The organism is Mesorhizobium sp. M0152 (assembly GCF_040322415.1).
In the GTDB taxonomy this organism is placed as follows: Bacteria; Pseudomonadota; Alphaproteobacteria; order Rhizobiales; family Rhizobiaceae; genus Mesorhizobium.
Window position 1 is genome coordinate 96,563 of the sequence record NZ_JAMYTH010000006.1, and the last position, 13,081, is coordinate 109,643.

The window sequence follows — 13,081 nt, forward strand, 5'->3', positions numbered from 1 at the left end:
ATCCTGATGACCGTTGATGCCGTGGGCGGCGTCTGGCGTTATGCGCTGGACCTGGCACGGGAACTGGTCAAGGGCGGCGACAGCGTCCTGCTTGCCGGTGTTGGTCCCCAGCCGTCCAGCCAGCAAGCCGAGGAAGCACAGTCCTTCACGACGCTGATCTGGCTGAACACGCCTCCAGACTGGATGACCCGCAACGCCGGTGATCTCGATGCACTGTCGTACGAACTGCGTGCGCCCATCCGTGACCATGCGATCGACCTCGTCCATCTCAACGCGCCGACGCAGGCGGCTGGGTTCGACGCGCCCTGCCCTGTCGTGGTGGTCTCGCATTCCTGCGTGGTGACCTGGTTCCATGCCGTCAAGGGACAGGCGGTGGACGGCGCGTGGGCCTGGCAGATGGAGCGCAACAGGCGTGGCTTCGACCGGGCGGACGCCGTCATTGCACCGAGCCGCAGCCATGCCGACATGCTCGGGACCTGCTATGGGCCGATCGCGCGCCTCAGCATCGTCAGCAACGGTGCCCGCCCGGTCCCGAAAGCAGAAAGGCGCCAACCGCTTGTTTTTGCCGCGGCTCGCTGGTGGGACGAAGGTAAGAATGCGGCGGTTTTGGATCACGCCGCGCCCCTGATTGAATGGCCCATCTTCACAGCCGGCTCGATGCAAGCTCCCGATGGTCAACGTGCCGTCTTCAAGCACGCCGTCCCTCTCGGCCCGCTGCCGTATGAGGAGGTGCGCTCATTGATGACGCGCGCCGGCATCTTCGTGTCGCCCTCGCTTTACGAACCGTTCGGCCTTGCCGTGCTGGAAGCCGCGACGTCGTCGATACCCCTGGTGCTCGCCGACATCCCCACCTACCGCGAACTATGGGACGGGGCGGCGCTGTTCTTCGACGTGCGGGATCCACACGATCTTGCCATGTGCATCGGTCATCTCTCCAGCGATGCACAGCGAAGGCGAGAGCTCGGCGAGGCCGCCGCCCGCCGGAGTCGCAAATTCTCGCTCGCACGCCAGGCGGTGGCCATGCGCGGCGTATACGACAAAGCGGCTTCGGCCATGGCGGAGCGCTGACCATGCGCTTCTTGTTCTACACCCATTCGGTCGTTTCGGACTGGAACCATGGCAACGCTCATTTTCTGCGCGGTGTGATGCGGGAACTGTTCGCGCGCGAACACCAGGTGATCGCACTTGAGCCGACAGACGGCTGGAGCCGCTCGAACCTGCTGGCCGAGAAAGGAACGTTCGCCATCGAGCGCTTCAGAAGGGATTTTCCGGAGCTGATGCCGGTGACCTACGATGCCGGCTTTGACCATGAGGCCTGGATCGCCGACGCCGATGTGGTGATCGTGCATGAATGGACGGATCCGGATCTTGTCGCTCGCATCGGCCGTGCCCGGGCCAGTGGCGGAAATTTCATCCTCCTGTTTCACGACACCCATCACCGGGCCGTATCGGCGACCGAGGCGATCTCGGCGTTGCGGCTGGAGCACTACGACGGCGTTCTCGCTTTTGGCGAAGCGTTGCGCGAAAGTTATCTTCGCGCAGGCTGGGGTAAACGCGTCTTCACCTGGCATGAGGCGGCGGACGATCGCCTGTTCAAGCCGCATCCGGAGATCCATCCCACGTCGGACCTGATCTGGATCGGCAACTGGGGCGACGACGAGCGAACCGCAGAACTCGAGGAATTCCTGATCGAGCCGACACGCGAACTCGGTCTCGACGCCACCGTTCACGGCGTGCGCTATCCCAGGCAGGCACTAGCCGATCTTACTGCCGCCGGCCTGCGCTACGAAGGCTGGATCGCCAACGCCGACGTACCGAAGGCGTTCGCGGCTCATCGTGTCACGGTGCATATTCCACGGCGCCCCTATCGGGAGGGCCTGCCCGGAATTCCGACGATCCGCATGTTCGAGGCGCTCGCCTGCGGCATTCCGCTGATTTCAGCACCGTGGTCCGACGTCGAGCAGATGTTCAGGCCAGGCATCGATTTCCTGTTTGCAGAGAATGGCTCTCAGATGCGGCATCACCTTCGCGCCGTGCTGGACGACGCGGATTTGGCCGCCTCCCTGGCTGCGTCGGGCCTCGAGACCATCCGCCTGCGGCACACCTGCCGGCACCGCGTGGACGAGCTGCTCGGCGTGCTCGCCGAATGCGGAAGCCAACACACCATCAATCCGACCTCCGCAAAGGAAGCCGCTGCATGAAGATCGCGTTTTATGGATCAAGCCTGTTGTCGTCATACTGGAACGGCGCCGCAACTTATTATCGTGGACTGCTCAAAGCTCTGTCTCAACTGGGTTACGAGATCACCTTTTATGAGCCCGATGTCTACGACCGGCAGAAGAACCGCGACATCGACGCGCCGGATTGGTGCAACGTGGTTGTCTACGAGGCGACCCAACATGCGCTGATGCAGATGGCGGAACGCGCCGCAGGGGCCGACATCGTCGTCAAGGCGAGCGGCGTCGGCTTCGAGGACGACGCCCTGCTGCGCGCCGTGCTCGACCACGCCCGCGCCGACTCGCTTGTCGTATTCTGGGACGTGGACGCCCCGGCCACGCTTGGCCAGTTGCGCGACGAACCGGACCATCCGCTGCATCATGCGCTGCGGGAAATCGACCTCGTGCTGACCTATGGCGGCGGCGACCCCGTGGTCTGGGCCTATCGGGCCATGGGCGCGAAGGAATGCGTGCCGATCTACAATGCGCTCGATCCCGAAACGCATCATCCAGTCGGCCGGCACGCCCGTTTTGCCTGCGATCTGGCCTTCCTTGGGAACCGGCTGCCGGACCGTGAAGCGCGGGTCGAGGCGTTTTTCCTGGATCCTGCCAGCGGTTTGCCGGAGCAACGCTTCCTGCTCGGCGGATCGGGCTGGGGCGACAAGCCGCTTCCCGCCAATGTCGGCTGGCTCGGCCATGTCGGCACCCGCGACCACAATGCTTTCAATGTCACTCCCAAGGCGGTGTTGAATATCAGCCGCGACAGCATGGCGGCGAATGGCTTTTCGCCCGCCACGCGCGTCTTCGAGGCGGCGGGCGCGGGTGCCTGCCTCATCAGCGATGCCTGGGTCGGCGTCGAACTTTTCCTGAAACCCGACGAAGAGATCCTTGTGGCGCGCGACGGCAACGATGTCGCCGAAATCATGCGCACCCTGACGCCCAACCGGGCAAAGGCGATCGGTGCGGCGGCGCTTCGCCGCGTGCTTGGCGAACACACCTACGCGTTGAGAGCGGACGTGGCTGACGCCGTCTTCAGGAGGCACTTCGAGCGCGGGACCGTGGAGGCAGCGGAATGACCAACCGGCTCGACATCGTCTTTCTCGGCCTATCGCTCTCCTCGTCATGGGGAAATGGCCATGCCACTACCTTTCGGGGACTGCTGAAAGGCCTGCATGAACTTGGCCACCGCGTGACCTTCCTGGAGCGCGACGTGCCGTGGTACGCCAATCACCGCGACCTGCGCGACCCTGAGTTCTGCGCCTTGCGCTACTACGAAACGACCCAGGAGTTGCACCGCGATTACGCCGGATGCCTGCAGCGGGCCGATATCGTGGTCATCGGATCCTTCGTTCCGGAGGGGCGCGCCGTCATCGACATCGTCGCTTCGCTTTGCAAGGGGCAGCTCTGTTTCTACGACATCGATACGCCGGTGACGCTTGCAAAACTTTCGGCGGACGATTGCGACTATCTGAGTCGGCGCCAGATCCCGTATTTCGATGTCTATTTCTCCTTCACCGGCGGGCCGACGCTCGACCATCTGGCGGCAAACTTCGGCGCCCGTCGCGTCGAGCCGCTCTACTGTTCGGTCGACCCGGAACGGCATCATCGGACAGCCGACCCGATCCGCTGGGATCTCGGCTATCTCGGCACCTACAGCGCCGACCGGCAGGCAACGCTGAGCGCCCTCTTGCTTGAGCCGGCACGGCGCATGCCGGACCGCCGTTTCGTCGTCGCCGGCGCGCAATATCCGCCCGACATCGTGTGGCCGGACAATGTCGAACGCATCGAGCACCTGCCGCCGGCCGAACATGCCGCGTTCTACAGCCGCCAGCGTTACACGCTGAACGTCACACGCAGTTCCATGATCGCCGCGGGATGGTCGCCCAGCGTACGCCTCTTCGAGGCGGCCGCTTGCGGCACGCCTGTCATCAGCGATCGCTGGCCAGGTCTTGACAGCTTCTTTCCCGCGTCGGCAATCCACACCGCCGGCCGGACGGAAGAGGTCGTCGGGACCCTGGCCAGGGAATCCGATCGCGCCAGGCTCGCCATGGCAAGCAGGGCGCGCGGGCTCGTCCTTGCGGCACATACCGGTGCGGCCAGGGCGCGCGAATTCATCTCGCTGCTGTCACGACCAAAACCGGCGATCCTCGATGTCGATATCGGAAGTGCAGCATGAGTGGCAGACAGGAGAAAACAGAGATGCGACGAACAAGAAAAGCGCGAGGCACCAAGACAGTGCTTGTCGCCGGCGGCGCCGGTTTCCTCGGCTCGCACCTTTGCGAAACATTGCTCCACAACGGCTGGCGCGTGATCTGCGTCGACAATTTCCTTACCGGTCGCATGGAGAACATCATCTCGATGATGGACGAGCCGGAATTCCGGCTGATCGAGCAGGACGTCTGCCGGCCGTTGGAAATCAGCGAGCCGGTAGATCGTATTTTCAACCTGGCGTGTGCTGCTTCGCCGCCGCGCTATCAGGCGGATCCGATCCACACCACGCGGACCTGCGTCATCGGAACGCTCAATCTGCTCGAACTCGCCGCCCGCAACGACGCGCGTTTGCTGCAGGCGTCGACGAGCGAAGTGTATGGCGACCCAGAACAGCACCCGCAAAGGGAAGACTATGTCGGCCATGTGAACTGCACGGGCCCACGCGCATGCTACGATGAAGGCAAGCGCACAGCCGAAACGCTTTGCTTCGATTATCTCAGGGCCGCAAAGGCTGACATTCGCGTTGCGCGTATCTTCAACACCTATGGCCCGAGGATGGACCCCGCCGACGGCCGCATCATCTCGAACCTGATCGTGCAGGCGCTTGAGAAGCGCCCGCTGACGATATTCGGCGATGGCTTGCAGACCCGGTCCTTCTGCTACGTTTCCGACCTGATCGAGGGGTTGATGCGTCTGATGGACATCGATCCCAATCCGGGCAAACCGATCAATCTGGGCAACCCCGGAGAATTCACCATCGTGCGATTGGCGGCGCTGGTGAAGACGATGACCGGCACCAAGTCGGATCTGAAGTTTCTGCCATTGCCGCAAGACGATCCTCGCCGCAGACAGCCTGATATTTCGCGTGCAAAGGCACTGCTCGGCTGGGCGCCAAAGGTGCCACTCAGGCAAGGGCTGACGCAGACGATCGGCTACTTCGCCGGGCTCGAAAGCAGCCGCGTCAATGGTCGGATGACACCGATTGCAAAGCTGAGATCCGCATCGGGCAGGATGCAGAACATCCCAGCCTGAAGCCCGCCTCCAGCCGCCTCTACCGCATGACCGTCCAGCATGGCCATGCGGTCTTCAACGACACTTTTGCCGATCACGGGAACATCCGGCCAAGCTTACGGTTCTGGCAATGGGATCCGATATGGAGAACGGAGCTGTGCAACCCAAACGATCCGCAAAAGATATCGAGCACATCGCTGAAAGGGAAACGGCTGCCTTTCTGCGGCGGGCCTCTATCACTTATCTCGAGTGCTGTGTCAGCCTGATGATGACGCATCTGCAGCGGGAGGAAGTGGCCCGGATCCTCGAACAGGAAGCAGACATGCTGCGAAGGCTGGATTGAAGCCGAACAGATCGGCGCCGGCGCCCTCCCGTATTTTCAAAGGGCTGGTCGATTCAATTCGCTGCTGGATGTCGTTGCGCGGCGACAAGCTTCGATCTGTCCAGGAACTGTATAAGGCCGGTTTCATAGCGCTTCGCGGCGCCGGTCAGCCTAACCTTTTCCGGACCGTCTTCGGATCGGGCGGCCATGCTCCAAAGTCCCATCTGAAATCCCAGATAGCAAGGTTCGAAGTAATCGATGAGGCCGGCATCGACGTGCCGCTTGGCGTCTATTTCCATACGGTCGGACAGGACCGCAACCTCGCTGTCTGAAAATCCATACTCGACCCGGGCGCCGGCAACATCCCATTCTATGCTCTGGCAGCCTATCAAATCGTGCCCCCGGCAATGATCGACGGCGTCCGTCTTGACCAGCCTCCCGTCGGCGCAAACGAGAAACTCCCAGGGGTGAAGCCTTCCGTCGACCTCGACCCGGAGCAACCCTTTCGTTGGAGCCTGCTTGGAGAACCAGTTCCGCAGTTCCGCCGCACGGCTCTCCCCAACGGCTTCGGAGGCGTTGTGCACGGCCATGTCCGCGAGCATCGGCAACGAAGCACCGGTCTCCAAAGTTCGCAGATTGACCGCACGCCAGGCCAGATAGCGTGCGAGACGCTCGATAAGTTTTTCTCTCGAGACCCCTGATTGATCCATGGTTATGCCGTCGACCCAGCGCTCGACCAGAAAGCCGTGGCAGAGCCCGACGATCTGTGGGCCGAACCCGGCATCGTGCAGCATCTGGGCGGTTTGCGCCTTGCGCTGCCCGGCTTGGCCAAGACCGGTAAATTTGACGAGCCAGCGATCGCGACCCGCCGACGCCAGGAACTTTCGCCGCTCCGCGCCGCGTTGGCTTGGAGGCCAGCGATCCTCACTGGCGTAGTGGAACTTCCGCCACTGTCCGCCGGATATCTCGATCAGGCTCAGTTGCGGACTGCCTACCGCCTCGGCTACCCAATCGCGGAGTGCCGGGATTTGCGGGCTGCCAGGAAAAGTGTGCTCGAAGGCCATCGCCGCATGTTTCCGGCAGCGCGACCATGTCTCGAGCGCATCTTGCGAAGCTTCGGCACCCGGTCCGCCCGAATGGCTGGGAAACAGGTGAATGCGCTCTGTGTCGATGCCCGATTCCCGCAACCATGCGACGACGGCGTGCATCGAACTTCCCGACAGGCCCGGCCCCTCGTCGACGATCGCGAAGCGGGCCGACGGGCTTTTTCTCCAGTCGCCGATCAATGCCGGATCGGCACGGATGCGCCTATGGAAAGGATGGCCGACTGGGCGCACGCTGAGCGGCGCCGGCGCGCCGAGCGCGGCGGCCACGATAGCCGCAAGTCCGAGACCTATGCTGCGGATGCCGATGACGCATGTGTCCGCGTCGAGACCTGATTTCTGCGCCGCGCCAAGATAGCTTTCGGGATAAAGCGCGTAATGCGCGTAGCCCTCGGCCGTGCCGGTCAGAACCTCACCGCGGCAGTCGAGCGCAGCCAGCATTTGCCGCAGACCGGGATCGATGGCGCCGCTTACGGCGAAGCCGCTTCTCCAGGACCTCGCTACTTCGAAGGCAAGACCGGCCAGCAGTCTGGCGCCTTGCCGCTGCCGCGGCGGATTGATGTCCGCGCCGTTGGCTTCGAAGTCGACGTCGGCGAGCGCCTGGACCAGTTCGGACACACTGACGAACAGCTTCACCAACGCCGCATGACGCTTGATGCCGCAAGGCATGCGGCCGAGGCTCTCGGCCATTTCGTCGGCGGCCCGGCGGAGTTGTTGCGCGTTTTCGGTCCTTTTGTGGTCGCCATAGGTGATCATCGGTGGATTTCCGCTGCCTGCCGTGCCGCAACGCGGTGCGCGAGACTTTGATCCGTGCCGGCATGCGCAATTTTTCCATGTGCCAAGGAACATTCCGGCAAGCTGGCGGTTCGGCGCAAGGAACTTACCTTCAAACAGCACAGGGCGGCAGTTTCGTGGGATCGAAAAAGGTTCGTATCGGTATCGTCGGAGTCGGCAATTGCGCATCCTCCCTGGTGCAAGGTCTCTCCTACTACCGCGAGGCAAGAGGCAATGAGCCGATCCCTGGCCTGATGCATGCGGACCTCGGCGGCTATCATGTCGACGACATCGAGGTCGTCTGCGCGTTCGATGTCGCCAAGGGCAAGGTTGGGCGCGATGTGGCCGAGGCGATCTACAGCGCCCCGAACAACACTTTCCGCTTTGCCGATGCGACGACGACCGGTGCTCGCGTCGAGCGCGGGCCTACGCTTGACGGCATCGGCAAATATCTGCGCGACGAGATCGAAGAAGCGCCTGAGCCGGTCGCCGATGTCAGCGAAATCCTGCGTAAAAGCGGCGCCGATGTGCTGGTCTCGTATCTGCCGGTGGGCTCGGAGGAAGCGACGCGCTTTTATGCCGAATGCGCGATCGAGGCCGGTTGCGCGTTCGTCAACTGCATACCGGTTTTCATCGCCTCACGCCCGGAATGGCGCCGGCGCTTCGAACAGCGCGGACTGCCGCTGGTCGGCGACGACATCAAGAGCCAGGTCGGCGCGACCATCGTGCACCGTTTGCTGGCCAACCTTTTTCGCGAACGCGGCGTGCGCATCGATCGCACCTATCAGCTTAATTTCGGCGGCAATACCGACTTCCTCAACATGCTGGAACGCGAGCGGCTGGAATCGAAGAAGGTCTCGAAGACGCAATCCGTGGCCAGCCAGTTCGACGTGCCTTTGGAGCCAGGCAACATCCATGTAGGCCCCAGCGACCATGTGCCTTGGCTTACCGATCGCAAGTGGGCCTATATCCGCGTCGAAGGCACGACCTTCGGCGGCGTGCCGCTGAATGCCGAACTCAAACTTGAAGTCTGGGATTCGCCCAATTCCGCCGGGGTGGTTATCGATGCGGTGCGCTGCGCCAAGCTGGCGCTCGACCGCGGCATCGCCGGCGCGCTGACCGGCCCGTGCAGCTATTTCATGAAGTCGCCTCCCGAACAGTTCACCGACGCCGAAGCGCGGCAGCGCACGCTCGCCTTCATCGCCGGCAAGGACGAGCCGATGCTCGATGCCGCGGAATGACCACGATCTTCTTTCTGATCCGCCATGCGGCACATGACAATGTCGGCTCCTATCTCGCCGGGCGAATGGGCGGGGTTCGCCTTGGCGAAGCCGGCAAGGAACAGGCGTCGCGCCTTGGCGGCCGCATGGCCCGGGAATCGATCGCGGCCATCTTGTGCAGCCCGCGTGAACGAACGCAGGAAACCGCCGTGCCGATCGCAACGGCCTGCAATGTCGGCGAAATCGGGATCCGCGCGGAACTGGATGAAATCGATTTCGGCACCTGGTCGGGAAAGACGTTCGAGGAATTGAGCGGCGATGCCGCCTGGCGAGCCTGGAACGATCGGCGACAGGAGGCAAGTACGCCCAGCGGCGAGACCATGCTGGATGTCCAGCAACGCATCGCTTCGCTCATGGACCGGGTTCGCGAGCGGCACCAGAACCAATGCGTGGCGTTGGTCAGCCATGCCGATGTGATCAAGGCGGCCGTCTGCAAGGTGCTTGGCTTGCCGGTCGGCGACTGCTTTCGCTTCGACATCGATCCGGCCTCCGTCACCACGATCGTGTCCGGAGACTGGGGCTCCAAGCTCATTCGCTTGAACGAAGTTGTTTGACGAGGATCTGCCGGATGCAGATGGTCATTTTCGGACTCACCGTCACATCCTCGTGGGGAAACGGCCACGCCACCCTGTGGCGCGGGCTGATCCGGGCGCTTGCCCGGCTGGGTTGGTCCGTCACCTTCTTCGAACGCAACACCCCCTACTATGCCGGAGCGCGTGACCTCGATCAGCTGGACGGCGGGAATATCGTACTTTACCCGGACTGGGAGGACATCCGCCGGGTCGCCGAGCGGGCGATCAAGCAATCGGACGTCGTCATCGTCACCTCCTACTGCCCCGACGCCGTGGACGCCTCGCGCCTGGCGCAGCAGGCATCTCGCGGACTGCGGGTCTTCTACGACCTCGACACTCCGGTCACGCTAGCCCGCATCGAGCAGGGGGAACGCCCGTCCTATTTCGGGCCTGAAGGGCTTGCCGATTTCGACCTCGTCCTCAGTTATACGGGTGGATCGGCGATCGACGCGCTGAAGACGATCCTGGGCGCGCGCCACGTGGTGCCGCTCTATGGGCATGTCGATCCCGACCAGCACCGACCGGCAGAACCGAGGGCCGAATTCGCGGGCGATCTGTCCTACCTCGGAACCTATGCGGCAGATCGCCAGGCCGGTGTCGAAAAGCTGCTGGTCCGCCCGGCCGCACGCCTGCCGGACCACCGCTTCGTCATTGGCGGCGCGCAATATCCGCAGGAATTCCCGTGGAGCGACAACATCTTCTTCGTCAGGCACCTGCCGCCGGCCGACCATCCGGCCTTCTTCTCATCGTCGCGCCTGACGCTGAACGTCACCCGCGAGGCGATGGCTCAAAAGGGCTGGTGCCCCTCGGGCCGGTTGTTCGAAGCGGCGGCATGTGGCGTACCGATCGTCACCGACACCTGGCCGGGCCTCGACAGCTTTTTCGAACCCGGCAGCGAGATCCTGCTGGCGCACGACACCGACGACGTGGTCGCAGCGCTCAAACTGCCGGTGCGGGAACTCGACGCCATTCGAAGCCGGGCGCGCGAGCGGGTCTTGGACGAACACACCTCCGCGCGCCGCGCCGCGGAACTCGATCGCATTCTGAGCGAAGCGGCGCGAAATCCGGCCGGCGAACCGATGAAGGAAGCAGTCTGATGTTGGGCATCGTGCCCGCTGCCGGACGAGGCAGCCGCATTCAACCGCTTGGTTTCTCGAAAGAGCTGCTGCCGGTCGGCAGCCGGATCGATGGGCAAACCGAGCGCCCCTGCGCGGTGAGCGAATATCTCGTGCGGCGGATGGTGCGCGCCGGTGTCGACAAGATCTGTTTCATCATCGGGTCGGGCAAATCAGACATCCTCGAATATTACGCCGCCGGCTACGGCACCGCGGCCGCTCTGTTTGTGGCGCAACCCACCCCCGTTGGCCTTTGCGATGCGATCTTCCGGGCAGCCCCCCTCGTCGCCCCGGACGAAACGGTTCTGATCGGCCTTCCCGACACGATCTGGTTTCCGGAGGATGGTTTCTGCCGGCTGGCGACGGACGAGCTGTCCTTTCTGCTGTTCCCGGTGGAGCGTCCCGAGCTCTTCGATGCCGTGGTTCTGGACCAGGACCACCGCGTGACGGAAATCCAGGTCAAGCAGCAGGACGCCGCCACGAACTGGATCTGGGGCGCCTTCAAGATGCCGGGTCATATCTTTCACCAACTTGCGGCGCTCTGGCGCGAACGGGACCGTTACGACGAATACATCGGCACGCTGATCAACGCTTACCTGGCGGCCGGTGGCAAGGCGTACGGCGTCAGGGCAGGTACCGCCTATGTCGACGTTGGAACTTTCAACGGCTATCGCACCGCCCTTCGGCTGCTTGAAAACGGCGCCACATCCGAACAACACCAACCCGCCATGATCGTGCCTGAAGTGCACCCGCAGGTGCCCCATCCGGGGTGAAGGAGCATAGTCATGCTGCATTCCGACGCCGAAATCCGCCGTCGTATCGATGCCCTTGGCCCATGGTTCCACAATATGGAACTGGCCGGCGTCGAAACCGCTCCCGATCATTTTCTCGGCAATTACCCGCTGATCAAATGGCGAAAGTTCGCCGATGTCATTCCTGCCGACCTTGCCGGCAAGGCCGTGCTCGATATCGGCTGCAATGCCGGTTTCTATTCCATCGAGATGAAACGGCGCGGCGCCAGCCGTGTCCTCGGCATCGATTTCGACGACGCCTATCTGGCGCAGGCGCGTTTTGCGGCCGAGATCGCGGACTGCGACATCGAATTCCAGAAGCTTTCGGTTTATGACGTCGGCGCCCTGCGCGAGAAATTCGACATCGTGCTGTTCATGGGCGTGCTGTACCATCTGCGCCACCCCTTGCTTGCTCTCGACCTGATCCGCGAGCATGTCGCCAGCGACCTGATGATTTTCCAGTCCATGCAACGCGGCAGCGCCGACCTGCCTGCGCTGGAGCAGAATTATCATTTCTGGACGCATGACCTGTTCGACCGGCCGGAATTTCCGAAGCTGCATTTCGTCGAACACCGCTATGCCGACGATCCGACCAACTGGTGGATTCCGAACCGCGCCTGCACCGAGGCCATGTTGCGCAGCGCCGGCTTCGAGATCTTTCTGCACCCTGAGCAGGAGGTTTATTTTTGCCGCGTTGCCGGAGAGCCGGATGGCGGCGGCGCCGTCTACCCGTTGAAAGGACTGCCCCATGATTGAAGCCGCGATGATCTGGAACGAGCCCAACAACAAGTCGCATTGGGATCCCGAGCTCGACCCCGATTGGAGCCGCTTCGCCACCATGGCAAAGCTGTCGGCCGATGCGATCGCTTCGGAGAACCCTGCCCTGACCAAGGTGCTTGGCGGCATTTCACCGATTGACCCGGGCTTCATCATGCGCATGAAGGAGCTCGGCGTGCTGGACCATGTCGATGCCGTTGCCGTGCACGGCTTTCCGCTCGACTGGAACCTGTGGCAGATCCAGGAATGGCCGCAGAAGATCGGCGAGATTTCGACCGTCACCGATCTTCCTGTCTGGGTCAGCGAAGTGGGAGTGTCGACATTCGGCGCTGACGAGATCCAGGTCTGGGGACTGCGGCGCACCGCCGAACTGCTGCTCGGCAACGCACCGCGCATCCAGTGGTACAGCCTCTATGACCTGCCGCGTGAATGGGAAGCGACGACACGCCATCGCGAGGCCGAAGGCTCCTCTTACTATCGCCATTTCCACATGGGCCTGCTGCGCCAGGACGGCACCCCGAAACCGGCGCTCGAGGAGTTTGCGCGCTACACGCCGGACATGGGCCTGGTGCAATGGTTTCATTTCGAGGATCCGCGACTGGACGACGCCGTCGCCTGGATGAAGCGGCTTGGGGTCACCAATCTGCGCACCGGGCTTTCCTGGGCAGACAGTTTCAGGCCGAATGCGCTGGACTGGTTCGACCGGCAAATGGAAGCGCTTGCCGATTTCGACGTGACCGTCACCTTCTGCTTCACGCCGGAGCATCGCGGGATGATGCCCCACCACACCAGCCCGCCGCTGGTACCGGAAGAATTCGCCGCGTTTTGTGCAAACATGGTCCACCGCTACGCGCCCGGCATGATCTCCGCCTCGCTTCCGGCGCAGCGGGTCTCCGCGGCGTGAGGCTC

The 13,081-nt window shown here is 63.0% G+C and carries 13 protein-coding genes; 12 read left to right on the forward strand and 1 reads right to left on the reverse strand.

Going from position 1 to position 13,081, the window contains the following annotated elements; translation table 11 throughout:
* Positions 1-6 precede the first annotated feature (6 nt).
* From NKJ26_RS08960 to NKJ26_RS08985, 6 genes are all read left to right on the forward strand, one after another.
* Positions 7-1,068, forward strand: a complete 1,062-nt coding sequence (locus NKJ26_RS08960; protein WP_352694959.1) for a glycosyltransferase family 4 protein — start codon at positions 7-9, stop codon at positions 1,066-1,068.
* Between the two features lie 2 nt (positions 1,069-1,070).
* A complete protein-coding gene (locus tag NKJ26_RS08965) occupies positions 1,071-2,201 on the forward strand; it encodes a CgeB family protein (RefSeq protein WP_352694960.1) in 1,131 nt (376 codons plus the stop codon).
* Positions 2,198-3,292, forward strand: coding sequence for a CgeB family protein (locus tag NKJ26_RS08970; RefSeq protein ID WP_352694961.1), 1,095 nt, complete (start codon positions 2,198-2,200; stop codon positions 3,290-3,292). Before NKJ26_RS08965 ends, NKJ26_RS08970 begins: the two co-directional genes overlap by 4 nt.
* Positions 3,289-4,392 (forward strand): CgeB family protein, encoded by a 1,104-nt coding sequence (locus NKJ26_RS08975; RefSeq protein WP_352694962.1) that lies wholly within the window; start codon positions 3,289-3,291, stop codon positions 4,390-4,392. The genes NKJ26_RS08970 and NKJ26_RS08975 overlap by 4 nt, the downstream gene beginning before the upstream one ends.
* Positions 4,393-4,415: 23 nt before the next feature.
* Positions 4,416-5,459, forward strand: a complete 1,044-nt coding sequence (locus NKJ26_RS08980; RefSeq protein ID WP_352694963.1) for a UDP-glucuronic acid decarboxylase family protein — start codon at positions 4,416-4,418, stop codon at positions 5,457-5,459.
* 121 nt (positions 5,460-5,580) lie between these two features.
* Entirely contained in the window at positions 5,581-5,781 is a 201-nt protein-coding gene (locus NKJ26_RS08985; protein ID WP_352598446.1) for a hypothetical protein, read from the forward strand.
* Between the two features lie 53 nt (positions 5,782-5,834).
* Here the strand turns inward: NKJ26_RS08985 and NKJ26_RS08990 are convergent, their stop codons facing one another.
* On the reverse strand, positions 5,835-7,619 hold the full coding sequence (locus NKJ26_RS08990) for a protein kinase family protein (RefSeq protein WP_352694964.1): 1,785 nt from the start codon (positions 7,617-7,619) through the stop codon (positions 5,835-5,837).
* A gap of 155 nt (positions 7,620-7,774) precedes the next feature.
* Here NKJ26_RS08990 and NKJ26_RS08995 point away from each other — a divergent pair, with 155 nt between their 5' ends.
* From NKJ26_RS08995 to NKJ26_RS09020, 6 genes are read left to right on the forward strand one after another with little or no spacing between them, the layout of a single operon-like run.
* Positions 7,775-8,878, forward strand: coding sequence for an inositol-3-phosphate synthase (locus NKJ26_RS08995; protein ID WP_352598448.1), 1,104 nt, complete (start codon positions 7,775-7,777; stop codon positions 8,876-8,878).
* On the forward strand, positions 8,875-9,471 hold the full coding sequence (locus NKJ26_RS09000) for a histidine phosphatase family protein (RefSeq protein ID WP_027027915.1): 597 nt from the start codon (positions 8,875-8,877) through the stop codon (positions 9,469-9,471). Before NKJ26_RS08995 ends, NKJ26_RS09000 begins: the two co-directional genes overlap by 4 nt.
* A gap of 14 nt (positions 9,472-9,485) precedes the next feature.
* Complete coding sequence (locus tag NKJ26_RS09005) at positions 9,486-10,586, forward strand: CgeB family protein (protein ID WP_352694965.1); 1,101 nt, start codon at positions 9,486-9,488, stop codon at positions 10,584-10,586.
* Positions 10,586-11,377: a sugar phosphate nucleotidyltransferase gene (locus NKJ26_RS09010; RefSeq protein WP_352694966.1), complete on the forward strand. Its 792-nt coding sequence runs from the start codon at positions 10,586-10,588 to the stop codon at positions 11,375-11,377. The genes NKJ26_RS09005 and NKJ26_RS09010 overlap by 1 nt, the downstream gene beginning before the upstream one ends.
* A 12-nt stretch (positions 11,378-11,389) precedes the next feature.
* A complete protein-coding gene (locus NKJ26_RS09015; protein WP_352598451.1) occupies positions 11,390-12,151 on the forward strand; it encodes a TIGR04290 family methyltransferase in 762 nt (253 codons plus the stop codon).
* Positions 12,144-13,076 (forward strand): glycoside hydrolase 5 family protein, encoded by a 933-nt coding sequence (locus NKJ26_RS09020; RefSeq protein ID WP_352694967.1) that lies wholly within the window; start codon positions 12,144-12,146, stop codon positions 13,074-13,076. Before NKJ26_RS09015 ends, NKJ26_RS09020 begins: the two co-directional genes overlap by 8 nt.
* Positions 13,077-13,081 lie beyond the last annotated feature (5 nt).

Bases quoted from the DNA above. Each gene is read 5' to 3' on its own strand.
- NKJ26_RS08960 (WP_352694959.1), top strand. From the start codon at position 7: ATGACCGTTGATGCCGTGGGCGGCGTCTGGCGTTATGCGCTGGACCTG.
- NKJ26_RS08965 (WP_352694960.1), top strand. From the start codon at position 1,071: ATGCGCTTCTTGTTCTACACCCATTCGGTCGTTTCGGACTGGAACCAT.
- NKJ26_RS08970 (WP_352694961.1), top strand. From the start codon at position 2,198: ATGAAGATCGCGTTTTATGGATCAAGCCTGTTGTCGTCATACTGGAAC.
- NKJ26_RS08975 (WP_352694962.1), top strand. From the start codon at position 3,289: ATGACCAACCGGCTCGACATCGTCTTTCTCGGCCTATCGCTCTCCTCG.
- NKJ26_RS08980 (WP_352694963.1), top strand. From the start codon at position 4,416: ATGCGACGAACAAGAAAAGCGCGAGGCACCAAGACAGTGCTTGTCGCC.
- NKJ26_RS08985 (WP_352598446.1), top strand. From the start codon at position 5,581: ATGGAGAACGGAGCTGTGCAACCCAAACGATCCGCAAAAGATATCGAG.
- NKJ26_RS08990 (WP_352694964.1), bottom strand. From the start codon at position 7,619: ATGATCACCTATGGCGACCACAAAAGGACCGAAAACGCGCAACAACTC.
- NKJ26_RS09000 (WP_027027915.1), top strand. From the start codon at position 8,875: ATGACCACGATCTTCTTTCTGATCCGCCATGCGGCACATGACAATGTC.
- NKJ26_RS09005 (WP_352694965.1), top strand. From the start codon at position 9,486: ATGCAGATGGTCATTTTCGGACTCACCGTCACATCCTCGTGGGGAAAC.
- NKJ26_RS09010 (WP_352694966.1), top strand. From the start codon at position 10,586: ATGTTGGGCATCGTGCCCGCTGCCGGACGAGGCAGCCGCATTCAACCG.
- NKJ26_RS09015 (WP_352598451.1), top strand. From the start codon at position 11,390: ATGCTGCATTCCGACGCCGAAATCCGCCGTCGTATCGATGCCCTTGGC.
- NKJ26_RS09020 (WP_352694967.1), top strand. From the start codon at position 12,144: ATGATTGAAGCCGCGATGATCTGGAACGAGCCCAACAACAAGTCGCAT.